At 42.0% G+C, this 17,666-nt stretch carries 15 protein-coding genes; 3 read left to right on the top strand and 12 right to left on the bottom strand.

The window, feature by feature from the left end:
* Positions 1–29: 29 nt before the first annotated feature.
* Entirely contained in the window at positions 30–1,397 is a 1,368-nt protein-coding gene (gntT, locus tag NMK36_RS14075; protein WP_254174002.1) for a guanitoxin biosynthesis MATE family efflux transporter GntT, read from the top strand.
* 114 nt (positions 1,398–1,511) lie between these two features.
* Here gntT and NMK36_RS14070 read toward each other — a convergent pair whose 3' ends face one another.
* The 6 genes from NMK36_RS14070 to NMK36_RS14045 all read right to left on the bottom strand — a co-directional run bounded on the left by NMK36_RS14070 (position 1,512) and on the right by NMK36_RS14045 (position 11,795).
* Positions 1,512–1,781, bottom strand: coding sequence for an acyl carrier protein (locus NMK36_RS14070; RefSeq protein WP_254174001.1), 270 nt, complete (start codon positions 1,779–1,781; stop codon positions 1,512–1,514).
* 19 nt (positions 1,782–1,800) lie between these two features.
* Entirely contained in the window at positions 1,801–3,420 is a 1,620-nt protein-coding gene (locus NMK36_RS14065; protein ID WP_245824320.1) for an amino acid adenylation domain-containing protein, read from the bottom strand.
* A 112-nt stretch (positions 3,421–3,532) separates the two neighbouring features.
* Entirely contained in the window at positions 3,533–4,678 is a 1,146-nt protein-coding gene (locus tag NMK36_RS14060) for an acyl-CoA dehydrogenase family protein (protein WP_072720632.1), read from the bottom strand.
* Between the two features lie 10 nt (positions 4,679–4,688).
* Positions 4,689–6,470, bottom strand: coding sequence for a choline/carnitine O-acyltransferase (locus NMK36_RS14055; protein ID WP_254174000.1), 1,782 nt, complete (start codon positions 6,468–6,470; stop codon positions 4,689–4,691).
* A gap of 25 nt (positions 6,471–6,495) precedes the next feature.
* Positions 6,496–7,467: a TauD/TfdA family dioxygenase gene (locus NMK36_RS14050; RefSeq protein ID WP_072720630.1), complete on the bottom strand. Its 972-nt coding sequence runs from the start codon at positions 7,465–7,467 to the stop codon at positions 6,496–6,498.
* A gap of 74 nt (positions 7,468–7,541) precedes the next feature.
* Positions 7,542–11,795: an amino acid adenylation domain-containing protein gene (locus NMK36_RS14045; RefSeq protein WP_254173999.1), complete on the bottom strand. Its 4,254-nt coding sequence runs from the start codon at positions 11,793–11,795 to the stop codon at positions 7,542–7,544.
* A 250-nt stretch (positions 11,796–12,045) separates the two neighbouring features.
* On the opposite strand from NMK36_RS14045, the gene NMK36_RS14040 reads away from it, so the two are divergent.
* The gene (locus NMK36_RS14040) at positions 12,046–13,164 is read left to right on the top strand and encodes an ISAs1 family transposase (RefSeq protein WP_254173998.1); all 1,119 of its coding nucleotides are present in this window, start codon (positions 12,046–12,048) and stop codon (positions 13,162–13,164) included.
* A gap of 233 nt (positions 13,165–13,397) precedes the next feature.
* Here NMK36_RS14040 and NMK36_RS14035 read toward each other — a convergent pair whose 3' ends face one another.
* The 3 genes from NMK36_RS14035 to NMK36_RS14025 all read right to left on the bottom strand — a co-directional run bounded on the left by NMK36_RS14035 (position 13,398) and on the right by NMK36_RS14025 (position 15,180).
* Positions 13,398–13,766 (bottom strand): MATE family efflux transporter, encoded by a 369-nt coding sequence (locus tag NMK36_RS14035; RefSeq protein ID WP_254173997.1) that lies wholly within the window; start codon positions 13,764–13,766, stop codon positions 13,398–13,400.
* Positions 13,750–14,112 (bottom strand): hypothetical protein, encoded by a 363-nt coding sequence (locus NMK36_RS14030; RefSeq protein ID WP_254173996.1) that lies wholly within the window; start codon positions 14,110–14,112, stop codon positions 13,750–13,752. Before NMK36_RS14030 ends, NMK36_RS14035 begins: the two co-directional genes overlap by 17 nt.
* Positions 14,113–14,259: 147 nt before the next feature.
* A complete protein-coding gene (locus NMK36_RS14025) occupies positions 14,260–15,180 on the bottom strand; it encodes an IS5/IS1182 family transposase (protein WP_072717485.1) in 921 nt (306 codons plus the stop codon).
* A gap of 238 nt (positions 15,181–15,418) precedes the next feature.
* Between NMK36_RS14025 and NMK36_RS14020 the strand changes: the two genes are divergently transcribed.
* The gene (locus tag NMK36_RS14020; protein WP_254173995.1) at positions 15,419–15,697 is read left to right on the top strand and encodes a hypothetical protein; all 279 of its coding nucleotides are present in this window, start codon (positions 15,419–15,421) and stop codon (positions 15,695–15,697) included.
* Positions 15,698–15,705: 8 nt separating this feature from the next.
* On the opposite strand, the gene NMK36_RS14015 is transcribed toward NMK36_RS14020, so the two are convergent.
* From NMK36_RS14015 to NMK36_RS14005, 3 genes are all read right to left on the bottom strand, one after another.
* On the bottom strand, positions 15,706–15,873 hold the full coding sequence (locus NMK36_RS14015) for a hypothetical protein (RefSeq protein WP_437126717.1): 168 nt from the start codon (positions 15,871–15,873) through the stop codon (positions 15,706–15,708).
* Positions 15,874–16,004: 131 nt separating this feature from the next.
* On the bottom strand, positions 16,005–16,745 hold the full coding sequence (locus NMK36_RS14010; protein ID WP_072721152.1) for a GNAT family N-acetyltransferase: 741 nt from the start codon (positions 16,743–16,745) through the stop codon (positions 16,005–16,007).
* 38 nt (positions 16,746–16,783) lie between these two features.
* Entirely contained in the window at positions 16,784–17,605 is an 822-nt protein-coding gene (locus NMK36_RS14005; protein ID WP_072720626.1) for a sulfotransferase, read from the bottom strand.
* Between the last annotated feature and the right edge of the window lie 61 nt (positions 17,606–17,666).

Genomic DNA, 17,666 nt, shown 5'->3' with positions numbered 1-17,666 from the left:
TCACCATAGGTACAGGAGAACCTAAATCCATGAACATAACACTCCCAAATAGGTACGACTTCCTTTCTCGCTTCTTTAGACTAGCTTTCATCAATGTCCTGTCCAATATTATGGAGCCTCTGGCTGGGACAATCAGCTTAGCGTTCCTGGGCCATCTAACCGAAATCCATCACTTAGCAGGGGTTACTCTCTCTACCACTCTGTTTAACTTCACCTATTTCATTGTGAACTTTTTACGCATGGGAACCACTGGAGTGACAGCGCAAGCGGTGGGACGGGATGACACCGAAGATATGCTGCTGGTGGGACTGCGTAATGCTTTAATCGGACTGGGTATAGGCGGACTGCTTCTGTTGTTGCAATATCCTCTGCAACAGTTGTGGTTTGGTCTAATGAGCGTGACTCCAGAGGTTAAGGCTTCAGGTATTGACTATTTCAATGCCCGAATTTGGGGAGCGCCTGCGGTTGTCGTCAATTTTGTTCTGATTGGGTGGTTTCTCGGACGAGAAATGAGTGGCTTTGTGTTGCTGATGACCCTAGTAGGCAATGCAGCTAATGTTGTGTTCGACTACCTGTTTATTGTCCGTTGGGACTGGGCAAGCACGGGGGCGGGACTGTCTCAGGCAATTAGCCAGTATCTGGTGTTAGTAGTAGGCATAATTTTGGCGAGTCTCAATATCGAGTGGAAGGAAGCTCGAAGTGCAGCCAGAAAGTTTTGGGATGCCAGCGCATTTAAAGCGACTTTTACCCTGAACGGCAATCTCTTTATCAGGTCTTCGGCTAATATGTTCGTCGCCACCTTTTTCACGGCTCTAAGTTCTGCAATGGGGACAACTATCCTGGCTGAAAATGCCTTACTCTTACAAGTAATAATGCTTTCCAGTTACTTTTTTGAAGGAATAGGATTTGCTACCGAGACTTTGGGTGGAAATTTTAAAGGCAAACAAACAATAGATCGATTGTTGCCCCTATTGCAGGTGGCAGTCTCAACCAGCCTACTGGCGGCATTAATTTGTTCTGGAGTGTCTATCCTGTTCCCGAATACAGTCTTTGGGTTATTAACCAATCATAGTGAAGTGAAGGAACTTGTTAAAATCTATGTTTCTTGGCTACTCTCCAGACTGGGATTTAGTTCAATTGCTATGATACTGGATGGATACTTTGCAGGTTTAGCCCAAGGGCATTTTATACGTAACGCTACTTTAAGCGGAGCAATGTTTGGATTTGCGCCCTTAGCAGTCATGGCATGGCATTATCAGAGCAATCATCTCTTATGGTTGGCTCTATCAATGTTCGCAGCAATAAGAGTGGTAGTGCTTGCGGTGCAGGTGTCCGGAACATTGAAAGATGAACCTCTGGTTGTCGCCGAGCAACTGCCTGATTCACGCATAGGTTGAGCCGTCAACGTTTGCCTGTTTAAAACTTCAGCTAATTTGGTCAAAGTAGATTTTGATGGCGTAGCCTGTAAAAATCTAACCTAGCAGGTAGTTAGAAATTGGCAGCAACAACTGTTACAGTCTGCTGATAACGAAAGATTTGATAACGTTAACTGTTTCAAAATTCTCCAGTAAGAATTCTTCTGGATTTAAGGTAATACCAAACTTTTCTTCCAGAAAGCTAGCCAGTCGAAAAATGCCCAGCGAGTCAACCAGTCCTTCTTCGATTATGGACAAATCATTTGATAAAACCATATCGGGTCTATCGTACATGAAATTTTGGACAATATGCTCTTTAATTATCTGTTCTATCTGTGCTTCCGTGTACTTGTTTACGGCGGTCATTATCAATCTCCTTATTGAACTATTTTGAATTCTCTTGAAGTTCTTCGGTACGCAGTAAGGTTTTGTCAATCTTGCCTGTAGGGGTTTTAGGTAACCCAGAACGAAACTCAATTAGCTCCGGTATCATGTATTTAGGTAGACGCTGTGCACAAAAATATTCTACATCGCTCTTTTTGAGATTATTTCCATCCTGTGTGGCAATTATAGCCTTGATTTTCTTGCCGATTTCCTCATCGGGAATAGCAATTACGGCTGCTTCAACAATTGCAGGATGAGCGTATAGCGTCGTTTCAATTTCATCCAGTTCAATTCGGTATCCTCGGCTCTTAATCTGGTTATCGCGACGACCTAAATAAATATAGTTGCCATCAGAATTGAGTTTCACTAAATCCCCAGTTCGGTAAACTTTTTCTAACCATCCGCAACCTGGTACGGGGAAAGGTGTGAGAGCCTGTTGGGTTTTGTCATGATTTCCCCAGTATCCTTTCATTAAGGAGGGGCTACGCACGTAAAGTTCCCCAACTTCTCCTGGTTTGGTAATTTCTTTGTGTTCATTGACGGCAAATACCTCTGTGTTGGCACAAGCTTTGCCAATGGGCAGAGTTCTTACCTCTTCAGGAGGAATTTCCTTTACCGGATAGTAAGTACAGACATTTGTTTCTGTGGGTCCGTAGAGATTATAGTAGTTGGCTTGCGGTAGCAACTCCATAAGTTGACGCAGGTATTTAACTGGGAACACTTCCCCCGCAAACAAAATCGTCCGAATATGGGGAAATTGAGCCTGATGCAGGTTGCCGTAAACAATTAGCTGTCTCAGCACTGAAGGGACAGAATACCAGATGGTAATTTGTTGTTCTTCAATAAACTGAGCGAGGTTTCTGGGAAACACTGAGAGTTCCGGTGGTACCAGAATGACAGTCGCACCTGCTTTGATAGTGGTGAAGATATCAAAGATGGAAAGATCGAAATGAAGTGGGGCGTGATTGGAAACGCGATCGCTCCTTTGTACCTGAAAGCAATCATAAGCCCAGTTGACAAAGGTTAGAGAAGCTCGATGGCTAATCATCACCCCTTTGGGAGTGCCAGTGGAGCCGGATGTGTAGAGAATGTAGGCAAGATCGTCTTCAATCAAATTGCTGGGTGGTGATGGGTTTGGCGGTGCTTGCAACACCTCTTGCCAAGACACCATCCTGACATTTGACAGATTACCCGTGTCCTGTTGTGCTTCATCGTCAGCGAGTACCAGGCACTGGACACCAGAGGTGTTTGGCAGTTGAAGGCTGGCTATCTTTTTATGGGTACTCACCAAAGCCTTCATCTGGCAATTGTCAATGATAAAGCCTATCCGCTTCGCAGGAGCTAAGGGGTCTAGGGGAACGTAGACAGATCCAGCTTTAAGGATACCGAAAATGGCAATGACTGCTTCAATGGATTTGTTCACGTAAATGCCGACGCGATCGCCTCTTGATATCCCGCAACTTATCAAGAGGTGGGCTAACTGATTAGAAACTTGGTCTAACTCCCGATACGTGATGCTGCTATTTTTATAGATTACAGCTTCCCGGTCTGGATATTGCTTGGCACTAATTTCTAAAAGCTGTTGCAGTAGATACGGCATGGGTTTTGGGCTGTCTTCCATAGAATGTTCAAACGATAATACAGCGAGATGAATTCGTACCAATTCTTCGTAGCGCGCCGCAGCGTTGTCTCGTAATCTCGCAAATGCTCTCGCGTAAACAAAAAATCACCCTCTATAATCCCATAAATTGGGCAATTATTTGGTACTGAATCTCAGAGGTTCCTGAATAAAGCTTGCTCCCTAACGCATCCCTTAATTCTCGTTCTAGTTCTAACTCAGTTAGATAGCCATAACCACCATGAATCTGAATTGCATCAAGGCAGGACTGCACCCAAGATTCACTAATATAAAGTTTTGCCATTGCCGCTTCCATAATCGCCGTTTTTTTATTATTTTTTAACCATCCTACTTTATACAGCAGCGCTCTAGCTGTTTCAAGTCGCATCTTCATGTCAACAATTTTGCTGCTAACTAACTGAAATTTTCCAATCGATTGACCAAATTGCTGGCGCTTCCTAGCATATTGAATGCAGCTTTCTAACAGACGTTCCATAGTCCCGATCGCACTGGCAAGAATGAATCCTCGCTCCCATTCCATACTGTGATTAAAGATAGCAAGTCCCGAACCCTCTTGACCAAGACGATTTTCACTCGGCACTTCACAATTTTCTAGGAACAGTTCACCTAACTGAGTCGTTCTTAAACCCATTTTGGAAATTTTACGATTGATCGCGACTCCGGCAAAATCTTTTTCGACGATAAATCCAGTAATTCCCCGTTTTCCTTTTTCGGGAGCGACATTCGCAAATACAATGTAAAGGTCAGCAACTGGACCATTTGTGACCCAATTCTTAACACCATTTAAGATGTACTTGTCTCCCTGTATTTTGGCAGTAGTCTTAAGATTGTAAATATCCGAACCTGCTTCTGGTTCACTTGCCCCATGAGCGCCAATGAATTCACCGCTACAGAGTTTGGGGAGATACTTTTGTTTTTGAGCTTCGGTGCCAAAGGTTAAAATCGGTATTTCGCCAGCCCATATATGAGCGTTGATGGCAAAGATTAGACCATTGTCTTTACAACCATAACCTAAAGCTTCCAAGGCACAAATCGTTGTAAGAATATCTGTCCCAGTTCCCCCATAATGTTCAGGAATTGGCAGACCGATCAGACCAAATTTCCCACATTTTTCCCAACTTTCTCGGTTAAATTCTTCTCGCCAATCTAGGTCAATTAGATTTGATTGCAACTCTTGTTGGGCGAATTTAACAATCTTCTCTCTAAACTGAATTTGTTCCTCTGTCCATGAAAAGTCCATTTTTCAAAGCTCATTGTGGTGATGAATGTATTCTTATATTGGAATCTGGGTGTCGTTGCTCTATTAACAATTTTCCGATTTCTGAAAGACACTGCTTGACAAGAGCGATGAAATCTTCCGGCTGTAGATGTTTACTCGTTACAGCAAAGGTAATCTTGTTGCGATCGATGACATAGCCGATTCCATAGTCGCGACATGGACTGGGGCAGGCTATCTCTACACCCATTTTATTACTTAGGGCAGAAGCGGAGAAGCTTGGGTCTAAGATAACTTCTTCAAAGGTTTTATCTTGAAAAATATCGAGAACACTGCTGCCTTTATAGCGAGCTAAGTTATAAAGCGCATAAAGGTGCATGACCACTCCCTGCCCGTTTTTAGTGTTAAACACTCGCCATAAATGAGCGTTAACAGCACGTTTTAGAGTCCGATATCGCACTTCGTCTGAAGCTCCCTCAGTAAAGGCTTGAATGAGTTCTACAGATTCGGGTGTAACTACTAAGGCGTAGTCGTGCCGCCCGTACCGGAAGGTTCTGTTGTGTACAGCTTGCCAAGCGCTAGTAGTAATCTTACCATGCAGGCGAGTGTAAGCAATCTGTAGCGACAGGAGAAACACAGCATCAGCAATTAAACCATGTTGCTGGATAAAGTCTGACCCAAATTCGTCGAAAATTATTATCCCCATCTGAATTTGTTCGCTCAGACACTCTGCATCTGTTAATGCTTGAGCTACTTCTTCTCGGAGTTTCTGGTCTAATTTCCACCACAGTCGCTGTGGGGGTTCGAGTTCGACTGAACTGGAGGATGTAAGGGATTCTTCAAGGGGTTCAAGCTCCCGGTTGACCTCGCTTATCAACCGTGCTACCGGATAACCATCGACATTACTGTGTTCAATTGTTACAGCGAACTGACCCTCAGAGTTAAAAACGAGCCGAATAGGTTTATCGAACCATCGGTTTCGCCCACCATCTCCAGTAAAGGCAGTTCTTGCTAGCCTTTCCAAATCGGGAGGCGTTATTTCGTCTAAACAGACAACAAATAAGGCGCTATCCAATAGTTCTAGAGAGCAAGCGTTTTCTGCATCTAGGTTCGTGAGGTAGGAGCGAACTGTTGCCCACTGTTCTCTGGGGAGAGATGTCAGCACTCCCACAGGAAGTTCCCCTGGATGAGTATTTTCCAGAATCCAATCAATTTGCTGTGCTACAGCTTCCACCGACGGTAACGTATCCCCTGGGAGCAACTTTAAGACGTAAAACGTATCCCGTCGGATGACCACAATATGCTCAGAATTTTTCGCCCTTTGAAAGCTGTCACATTTGATTCCAGGAATTCGCGCACTGCCAAACAAATTGTCATACTGAGCCATACAAAGGGGAGGTTTGTTTCGTTGAAATACATCGCGATCTGGCTCTAGTTCCCGATATTTGATTTTCAGGTGGAATTGGAGGGTATTAAAAATTATGATGGCGACAATGCGGGTAAAGGAATATTTCGAGGTTGTCAAGACGGGCGAAGCCACCCCTGTGCTTCTCATATTTAGTTGTGAAGACCGCATTTCTAAATAGGTTTCCTCTTTAAATTGTTGTAAATAGTTAGTATTAGTTGAGCGGTCAATCATCTCCAATTGCTTCTGTAGTTCGACTCCACTCCCTTGTTGAAATTCCCTTACGGCGGTCTTAGTTCGCTCTAATTCTGTGTCACTCAACAGCGGTGTTACCATCTCGATATAACGAGCGCAGGTGTCTGAGAGTTTGGGCAAAGGTAGTTTTGGAAGAGACTCTTGGAATTGATACATCTACTTACACTTATAGCTAAGATAATCAGAATTGTGACATAGAAATCAAAATTTTTCTCGAACCAAAAAACGGTCTTCGTCCATGACAAACTAACATATTATCTATGACTAGAACATCACCCTCCCGCCAAGGAAAAACAACAGTTTGTTTACCAATAGTTTCTCTAATTTCATCTAGCATTGAAACATCAATTGGAGTATTGTCGCCAAAGCAAGCATAGTGAGGGAGTTCCTCTTCGTTACCGTCAAAATAAAACATCATAGCTTCGTAGATATTTTTAGGAAGAGTAGATGGATGAAATAGATCGGCTTGATTAAACCAAACTTGTTCATCTGTACGAGGATGAGTTGCAATAGCAGGACGAATCTGGCTTAATCGCAATCCTCCATCCTTCTTCCACTCAAAATCCATACCAGCTTTTCTATTATGCTCTTCTACTAGGGACTTATCTGAAGTTTTAAAAGCATCTTGCCATGAAACTCCCATGCCATTACTACTAGGTAAATTGCGGATATACTTCACTTGTTTAAGTGTGAACTTTTCCACAATCTTTGGGTTAAGACTTTTGAGGATTTGGCGACTATCAGCAATTGGTGTTTCTCCGCCCTCTTTAGGCGCAGTAATACAGCAAAAATAGAGTTGGTCTGGCCATTGGCTAGAGTAGGATAACTCATTATGCAAACTAATGGAGTATTCAGCTGGATATTCAGTTGAAGTATAAATACCACTAGCTAGTTGGGTTCGGGGAGAATTTCCATCAACATAATCTATTAAATTACCTGAAATAGATTTAACGAATTTTTCAAAAGCTAAGATTGTATTGACATCAAAACCTCGAAAAAGAATCGCTCCGTGTTTCAAAATTTTGTTTGATAAAAGTTCACTATTATCTTTGTACCATGAAAGGAGATAATCAAAATTAGACGATTCGCGTTTTGTGTCAGGTTCTACTAGCAAGGGTAGATTGTGATTCGAGTCGAAAATTCCTATTTTCATAATGATTGAGCTTTTTTAGTCAAATGAAAGAGCTTGTTAATTACCTCAAAAATTTCCACTTAACAGACCAATTACTAAGCCAATGGAGCCTGTGTTTGCTTTAGGCAAGAGAGAAGTTGTGTGGCTAACACCTGTACGTGCGGCTGTTGCATCATGGTGCTATGGTTCCCTGGAACAACATGAATGTCTATAGTAGAAGAAAACTCGTTCCAGCCCAAAGCAGGTTCTTTTCGCCTTTGTTTCAACTCTTCTGTATCACCCTCAAATACATCAACCTCACTAGAACGGAAAAGAGTAATGGGAGCTTGTTGCAGCCCCGAAGGCAAATAAGCACGATGAGCTTTCAGGGACGCAATGTATACTTGCACTAGCCCCCGTACTAACCCTATTCCCGCATCAGGGGGTAGCAAATTGACCCGTATCAACCGTTCTTTGAGATAGTTCAATTGCTCCTCCTGAGATAGGGAAGCAAGAGTTTCTTTAGATACCTCCAACTTGAGGGAGAACATATATTCAATATAGCTGGCAAAATCAAAAAGATATGCCACCTCATCTTCATCAGAATAATTCGGCTTATTAGCAACAATTGGCGCAACAACGTCAATAATTGCAAGTAGAGCGACCTCATGCCCCTGTTTGAGCAACTGAGTTGCCATCTCAAAGGCAACTACACCTCCAAACGAATGCCCTCCCAGCAGGTACGGACCAGAGGGCTGAACTGTCTGTATTGCTTCAATATAGTAGGTGGCTATCTCTTCCAACTGTGTAAAAGGCTCTGATTCGCCATCCAGTCCCCGTGCTTGCAGACCGTAGAAGGGTTGCTCAGATCCAAGATGACGCGCTAGCTCATATAAGTAAATCACATTTCCCCCAACTCCAGGCACAAAGAAGAAAGGTCGCTTCTCGGTGCCAGACTGAATTGCTACCAAAGGAGACCAAGGCAAGGAATGAGTTTCGGATCGAAGACAACTAGCTAGCTGTTCGATAGTTGGGCTAGAGAAAAGCGTTGCTATGGGCAGATTTTTCCCAAAATGCCGCGAAATTTGAGCCATTAAGAGTACAGCTAAAAGAGAATGACCTCCGAAAGTAAAGAAGTTATCCTTCATTCCAACAGTCGGAAGCTTCAAAACCTCTGACCAAATTTGCTGTAGTTGCTGTTCAACTGTGTCACGGGGAGGGACAAAGCCCATTGAGTTACTTAATTCCGTATCTGGTGTCTCCAAGGCGCGACGGTCTACCTTACCATTGGGGGTGAGAGGTAAAGAAGAAAGCATCACAAAGGCTCCCGGCACCATGTAGTCTGGGAGCTTTTGTTGGAGGAAGTGCCGCAGTTCAATGGTGGCAGGAGGTTCATGGTTGGGAACAACATAAGCTACCAGTCGTTTGTTATCTGGTTGGTCATCCCTTGCTAAAACTACTGTCTCCCGTACCTCTGGGTGTTGAGCTAGCGCTGCTTCGATTTCTCCGAGTTCAATACGGAAACCGCGAATCTTCACTTGACGATCCAGCCGACCAAGGAACTCAATGTTACCGTCTGGAAGGTAGCGGGCATTGTCCCCGGTTTTGTAGAGGCGTGTTCCTTCTTCTTGGCTAAAGGGGTTGGGGATGAATTTTTCTTTTGTCAATTCTGGGCTGTTGAGGTAGCCTCGCGCCAGTCCAAAACCACCAATATGCACTTCCCCAGGTACACCAACAGGGACTGGTTGCAGATGGCAGTCGAGCAGATAAATTTGTGTGTTGGTGATCGGGCGACCGATAGGGACAATTTTGATTGGCTCATCCTGTTGTGCCGGAATTGGATAAGTGGCAACAATTCCACAAGTTTCAGTTTGACCAAACATATTGATTAATCGTGCTTTGTGCTGAAAACCAAACGTCCACTGAGTAGGAAGATCGGACAGCAGCGGTTCGCTCGCCGACACAATTAAACGCAGTTTGTTATCTAACAGTGCTTGTTTCGTAACAGGTTCTAAGCTAGCAAGTGTATGAATGCAGTTACGCCAATAAGAGGGGACAATATCAATAACTGTCACACTATGTTGTTTAATTGTCGTAAATAGTGATTGTGGGTCTTTTCTCTGTTCAGAAGTTGCAATTTTGACAGTTGCCCCACTAGCCAGAGGCACGATCAACTGTCTGACAGAAGATGAGAAAGCAATCGATGCGGTGTGCAAATATACATCTTCTGCTGTGATATTTAGCACTTGACTCATTGCTTGGGCATAGTGACACAAATTAGCGTGTGTCACCTGTACTCCCTTTGGCTTTCCCGTTGAGCCAGAGGTATAAATGACATAGGCTAAATTAGCAACTGTTGCTGTTTGGTTTAAATTTTCTTCTGAGTGTTGAGCAATGAGATGCCTATCTGTATCTAAGCAAACAACTTGTGCCGTATGTTCAGGCAGTTCTGTTATCAAGCACTCCTGAGTCAACAACACCTTTGGTTGTGAATTTTGCAACATGAACGCTAAGCGCTCTTTGGGATAGGATGGGTCTAAAGGCACATAAGCCCCTCCAGTTTTGAGGATGCCAAGTAGACTCACTACCATCTCTAAGGAGCGATCAACGTAGATGCCCACCAGCACTTCTGGCTCCACACCTAGAGTTTTCAAGTGATGTGCTATTCTGTTCGCCCGTTGGTTCAAATCTTGGTAGGTCAGTTGCTCCCCTTCAAAAACCACCGCAATAGCATCAGGCGATCGCTCCACCTGTTCCTCAAATAACTGGTGGATACACTTATTGAAGGGATACTCTTTTGTGGCGTTGTTCCACTCTACTAATAGCTGGTGTCGCTCTGGCTCTGTGAGCAATGGCAATTCTGAAACCTTCTGTTGAGGATTAGCAACAATTCCCTCTAGTAAGGTCTGAAAATGTTGAGCCATGCGATTGATCGTACTGGCATCAAACAAGTCAGTATTGTATTCCCACGTCCCGATTAGTCCAGAGTCGCTGTTGACGAAAGCTACAAACAAATCCAACTTCGCCGTAGCTGTTTCTACCGCTACTGGACTCACCGTTAAGCCTTCCATGTCTATCTGCATCGCTGGGTAAAGCACAAACCTCACTTGGAAATACGGTGTGTAGCTTAAGTTACGCGCTGGCTGCAATTGTTCTAATAACTTTTCAAACGGTAGGTCATGATGAGCGTATGCTCCCAAAGCCACGTCCCGGACTCTTGAGAGTAGCTCCTCAAAACTCGGATTACCTGATATATCAGTCCGCAGAACCAACGTATTGAGAAACAATCCAATCAATCCCTGAAGCTCACGGCGCTCCCGGCCTGCGTAAGGCGTGCCTACGCAAATATCGGTCTGCTCTGTATAACGGTAAAGCAATGTGAAGAGCGCCGCCAACAGCGTCATAAACAGAGTAACTCCTTTGCGTTGACTTAAAATCATCAAAGCCTCTGTTAGTTCTTTTGAGAGTGCTTGTCGGTGACACGCCCCTCGAAACGTTTGAGTTGCTTTTCGCACTCGGTCAGTTGGCAGTTCCAATATTTCTGGCGCACCAGACAGTTGTTGCTTCCAATAAGCAAGTTGAGACTCTAGTATGTCTTCCTGTAACCACTGCCGCTGCCAAACAGCAAAGTCGGCGTACTGAATCGGTAGCTCTGGTAGCTCTGGTAGCAAGTCATTGCAGTAGGCTGTGTAGAAAGCTGCTAACTCCTTGACCAATACGCCCTCTGAAGGAGCATCCCAGACAATGTGATGTATTGTTAGTAACAAGATATGTTCTGTCGGTGTTAGCTTTAGCACAGAAGCTTGAATCAACCCAGAGCTACTGAGGTCAAAGGGTTGCTGGATTTGTGCCCTGGCTTTTAGCCCCCAAGCAATTTCTCTTTCACTCTCAGGTAGCTCACTCAAATCTATGACTTGCACACTCAAGGTCAAGCCAAGAGCAATAACCTGAACGGGTTGCCCCTCAACCGTTGTGAAGTTGGTGCGTAAGACCTCGTGGCGTTGAATTATCTTGTTGAGGCTTTTCTCTAAAGCGACAACGTTGAGAGAACCATTAAGTCGCAGAGCTAGTGGTACGTTGTAGAAGGGGTTAGTTGGCTCCAACTGGCTCAAGAACCACAGTCCTTCTTGGGCAAAAGACAGAGGCAAGTTACCAGTTCGCGAAACTCTTAGAAGGGGTAGGTCAGTATCATTGGCGATCGCATTGCTGTTCTGTAGCAACTTTACAAGTTCTGCCTTATGCAATGCCAATAAATTACGTACCTCTGGTGTCAGTACCTTCTTTGGTGCCCGCACGCGCAACTGGTCGTCTTCGACCCACAACTTCACACCAGCTAGGGCGAGTTCAGCTACAAATTGCTTAAGGTTCATAGAGCGATTTCCTCCATACTGTCATCGAGTTCAGTGGATGGGGATGCTGACTGGAGCAGAGCCAATGCCCATTGCTCTAGCATTAGCTCTGCTAGAGAGGAAATGCTCACACCCTCCATAATTTTCATAACAGGCATCACCCCCGACTTGAACCAGGGCTGTTTCAAAGTCGGGGGGAAAAGAGTAAAGAAATAGCGATTGCTAGCTGATAAAATCAAAAGCGGTCGCTGATTTTTTTGTAAAAATAAAGATGCTAACAACTCTAATAGAAAAACTGAAAAAAGTCAAGGATTACCGGAAAGCCCAGGGAACAAGGCATCCAATATGGCTAGTATTATTAATAGTCATTTTGGGGCTAATGTCGAGAAATTTAGGGTACAGAGAACTCGAAAATTTTGCGAAAATCAATCAATACCAACTGAGTCAAGTTTTAAAAATCAAGCTAGAAAAACTGCCATCATACTCAACAATAAGAAGAGTAATACAAGGAGTAGATTGGTTAAATTTAATTGAGATATTTAATGAATGGGCTACTTGTAATTATCCGCATCAAGAAGAACTAGATTGGTTAGCAGTAGATGGAAAAAGCCTGAGAAGCACTCTCAAAGATTTTGGAGATAAATCCCAAAATTTTGTGATGATTGTTGCACTGTTTAGTCAAAGAACAGGATGCGTATTAAACCTGAGAAAGATGGAGAACAAAAAAGAATCAGAAATCAGCCAAGCCCAAAAGATAGTAAGGGATTGCCAGTTAAAAAGAAAAGTAATAACCTTTGATGCGTTGCACTGTAATCAGAAAACTGCTGCCCTAGTTATTGAGAGCGGGAATGATTATATAATGGCTTTAAAGAAAAATCAAAAAAAGTTATATGAGCAAGTTGAAGCGGTAATAAAAAGTGAAAATCCTGTGAGTGTAGATGTGACTCATGAACACAGCCATGGCAGAAAAGTGACTCGAAAAGTTTCCATTTATCAAGTCAATAACAACTTTCACAAAGGCTGGAAACATCTGAAACTTGTGATTCAGATAGAAAGAAGTGGCAACAGAGGAAAAAAACCCTATCAAGAAAAAGTATATTATATCAGTAGTGCCGTTAACGAAGCTCAAACCTTAGCTCAAATCATTAAAGGACATTGGGGGATTGAGAATCAATACCATTGGGTAAAAGATGTAATTTTTCAAGAAGATAAAAGCCGAATTCGTAACTTTCAAGCAGCTAGCAACTTTTCAACTCTTAAAACTCTGGTAATCAATCTTTTCAGAAGTTGGGGTTTTGTATCAATAACAGAAGGACAACTTTTTCGCCTCATTCCTAAAAATTGGGGACTCAATTTGACTCCCCAATTTGGGAAAATGAAACAGCCCTGAATTTGAAGGGGGTTCCTGTCCCGATGCCATTATATCGTTTATCTCGTTCTGCCTTAAAACCGGGTATGAACCGATTTGATAATCTGATTGAGAAGTTGGTACGTTATCATCCCGAACATTGTATGACATTGAACAACCAGTTTATCATTTTGAATAGATTCCAATTTCCCGCGGCTTAAATAAACATTAAAGAGGATTTGTAAAAATACATCAAAATCAGTTTTTAACTTTTCTCAATTGTTTATTCTATCTCTCAATTTAAAGTGAAAACGTCCTGCGTAGAATATCGCACTGATTAACACATTAAGGGTTAGTTTAAGCCAAGCCCCTACTACGCCGAAAGACATAACGCTTGTTAGTAATAATGAAACAGGTATCATTACAAACCAACCGCCTAATAAACTAATATTTCGCACATAAAAAGTATCATTTAATCCCACCAAAGCGGCTCGGTAAATCATAAAAATAGCATCGCCAGCTTGGTAAAAAATATGAATACGCAGAATGGTAGTAGTGGTTGCTATGACTTCAGTGTCGTTACTGAATATTCCGATGACTAACGGCGAAAAAACTAGGGCGAGAATGCTAACTCCTTCCATCATTATAACTGCCCAGCAGGCGGCGATCGCTGGTATATCGAAAGCCGAGGATATTGCCCACTGGTGACGAAGGGACAATGGCTAAATAGTCTCGTGGTGGGCGATTGACCAGGGATAAGCTAGTGTCGTGAAAGTCGATCACCTGCGATCGCATTAAAGCACTGAGGTGGTCAAGCACAAAGCTTAACCGATTCGCTAACACTGTCACCAAGATGGCGAACTGTAAATGGCGCGTTGCTTCCTCGAACTGGGTTTTATCGGTTAGAGAAATATTCACAGCCTCTAGCCATCGCTTCAACCAGTCCCCGATTTCCGCTAATGCAACTTGATCACTTTCACCACTAGACATCTCCGAAAATCTCCAAATGCCCTCTATCGCTACTTTTGGAATCTCTAGCACTCCTGTGCCGGCTTCTCCAAAAGTAACGGATTCATAGGCTTTTTCAGTCACATTAATAATAACTAATGAATTTTATCTCTGATATACAATTATTTCTCAAAAGAATTCTGGGCAATTCTTAGATGGTAATACAATCGCTCCTATTCGCCATCTTATTAATCCACATACTGTCAAGATTACTGCTTCATAATTTTGCCTCTTTAACCGAAATCTTTCTGAAGCAACTCGATAAATTTTTATCAGTCTTATTAAATGTTCAACTACAATCCTTTGTTGGGCTTTTAACCGATTTTCTTCTCGCTTTTCCGCCGACATCTCTTGATTCCTCGGTTTCTTATACGGTGTATTAATTGCTGTTTCTCCTACATAAGCTTTATCCCCTCTGTATTTTTGATTATTCCCCAATTCCTGGCTTCTTTCTCTCCACAATTTCAGATCACTTGTTGCTCCGGTATAACCCACAGCTACATCCACTATTTCTTTTCCATTTGGCATGACAATGACTTGATTTTTAAAGGTATGTGTCTTTTTCTTTCCTGAGTAATATTTTTTCTGCTCTTCATTGTCTGTTGGTCTTTCCCTGGGCTGTTCATAGCTATCTACTACTAACTCAAATTCCACCAGAATTTTTTCTACCCACTCCCAATCACTCTCGTTTTTTTTTACTTGCTCTAGCAAACTCGCTGGTAGTAATTCTCTCAAGATTTTTATCCAGTTATGGAAAATATCATTCGCTGTTGATTCACTGACTTCAAACTGTAACCCTAACATTTGAAATGTCGGCATTTGATGCAGATAAATTAGAGTCAGTAAGATTTGTTCCTCCACAGATAATTTCTGCCGACGACCCCCACCTGCTTTAATCAACCTGATTTTAGTTTTTTCTTTTTCCTGTCGTTTTTCTTCTTCTAATAACTCCGCAGCTTGAATGAGTTCTATCATCTGTTCATATTCCATCCCTAATAGCCTTTTTGCTTGCTGGGGATTCTTGTCCAGATAGTCTCTTAATTTACTCATCTCTAATCCGGGGTAAAATTTAATTTTATCATCTTTTTACCCCTCCTTTTTTCTATTTTGGAGATGTCTAATGGATGCGAATCATTTTGGCATCTGCTTCCTGGGAGTGTCAATAAAATTTTTCAATGTTTCTATTATGTTTCTGATGTTTCCATTTTTATTAACAAGTCAGGCAAGAATAAGCTGCGTAGCAGCTTACTTTAAAACCGGACGAGAGGACAGGGAATGTTGACGCTCAGTGATGGAATTTTATGGCTTGGTCAAGGATTTTCGACGGGCTGGTTATTACGAAACTGAGCAACTGCGGCAGTTGTTCAAAGAAATTAAGGCAGCGATTGCTTCAGGAAAACTGATTGCTCTGTCTGGAGTGGTGGGTTGTGGCAAAACTTTAACGCTGCGACGGCTACAAGAGACCTTGAGGAAAGGTGGCAAGATTTTGGTTTCCAAATCTTTGTCAGTGGATAAAAGTCGGGCGAGTTTGGCAACTAGAAAATCTGATCACAACAGAAGCGATTGATGTGCTGGCTAAACGGTTGAGAACTCCGCTACAAATAATAAAATTAAAATACCTGCCAAGAAATTCTGTAAAATATCTCGAAAGGCAAACCCAATTGCTACCCCACTAATACCCAATAATTGGACTAAATCTCCCGCTTTCAAAGAAGGAATAATAATCGATAATGCGATAAACAAACCGACCAGGATTGTTGTGCCTTGGGCTAATCGTCAGACTTTTGAACTCATGCGTCGTTACTGATGTTAGTCAAATTGAGTGGAATTAAAATCTATCTAAGGTTGGTAATTGCGACAACACTCTAAAATAATTAAGAACTTATTCGTTTAAGTATTCCTGATTTAGCAAAATAAGGTTGATTTTCTGATGGGGAAATACGACCCAGACCCGGAATTTTTGATTCATCAGGAGGAGGAAGGGGTGCTGTTAAAGGTTGGGTAATATCACGCCCAACTAATCGTTTAGATAAACGAGAAATCCGAGGATTTTGTCGCATCTGAGTTTCATTCATAGCATAAATGTGCAGATCAATATATTGTTGAGCGATCGGATCATATAAATGTTCTTTCATGATTCCTTCTAATTGAAATCCTGCGGTAATTAAAGCTGCATGGACAGGATGGTTATAACCATAACAATAGGCATAATAGCGATGTAAATGATAGGCATTAAAAATTAAATCTGTCATTAATAAACCCGCTTCAATCCCATAGGAAATAGAACGATATTTTTCTTCAAAAATTCCAATTAACAGTTCAGCCCTTTTATGGAGAGCACTATAGTCGGCGGCGGCAATAATTCCAATGATGCCATGATGTTTATGAATCATTAAACATTCTAAATAACCACTTTCAGCAGGTGTTAAACGGGATCTTCTGATTAATTTTTCTCTAACTTCTTCTACGGTTTCTGCTGTATCATTCAAACGAAATAAACGCATAAATTCATAACAAGAATACATTTTTTCAAATAGAAAAATAGCATCATCGGGAGTTGTGCGTTTGAGGGTTAGAGAACATCCTTGATGCAGAATGAGAGGATTTAAAGTCATAGGGTTATAGCAGGGAATAGTTAACAAAACATAGAGAATTACAATAAACCGGGGTAAAACGTTTGATAAAACCAAGTAAAATTCTGTTGAATTGTGGTTTCAAAACGTTTGGGTAGCAGATAATTCACTAATGGCTGATGGGGATTATAGGGTTCTTCGACATATTTACCAAAAGACTGGGAATAATTAGATAATTCAAAATTAATTAAGGTTAAATTCGGTGTAATGGGTTGGAGGTTTAACCAACTGAATAATTCTGTTAAGACTTCTTGAGGATTCGTCATTAAATGCTCGTAAACGACATAAAATAATCGTTCCTGTAAACTAATTTCTAAGTCTTGAATTTGTTCTAAAGCCTTGAGACTTGAACCGATAATCCCTGGAGGAATAAATAATTTTTGAGCGCGTTCTACTCGTGAAATAGAAGCTAATTTATCAGGAAAATCTAATAGTAATGTTTTTTGATGTTGTGTTTCTATCGCACCATAGATTTGACCTAATTCTCTGACAAAAATAACCATTTTAAAATCAGGATCAATTAAATTAACTAACTCTAAATGCTCCAACCATTGGGGATGAAAATCAACAATCCAAGGTTGAGAGATCGGTTCAGACCATCCGTTGATAAACCCTCTCATTCCTAAGAGTGATCGCTCCATTGTCCCCTTAAAATCCTGATTTAATTGGTTAATTAATTCGGGGTTAGTGGTCAAAAAGTTGCGAAAGTTCAGCAGTAAGTCACAAAGAGGCGATCGCAAATAATTACTATTAATTTCAGGATGTTGGGCTAACAGTTGACTAACAAAAAACATCCCAGAGCAAGGAAGTCCGGTTAAATAAAGGTAACGATGATGGAGCATAAAAAAATGTTGAAGTTGTTAGGAATTGTTAAAGAAACCCGATTTCTTGAAGAAACCGGGT

It is taken from the genome of Planktothrix pseudagardhii, from assembly GCF_904830925.1.
Taxonomy (GTDB): Bacteria; Cyanobacteriota; Cyanobacteriia; order Cyanobacteriales; family Microcoleaceae; genus Planktothrix; species Planktothrix tepida.
Note: the sequence above shows the minus strand (reverse complement) of the source record. Positions and strands in the feature narration are given on the sequence as shown.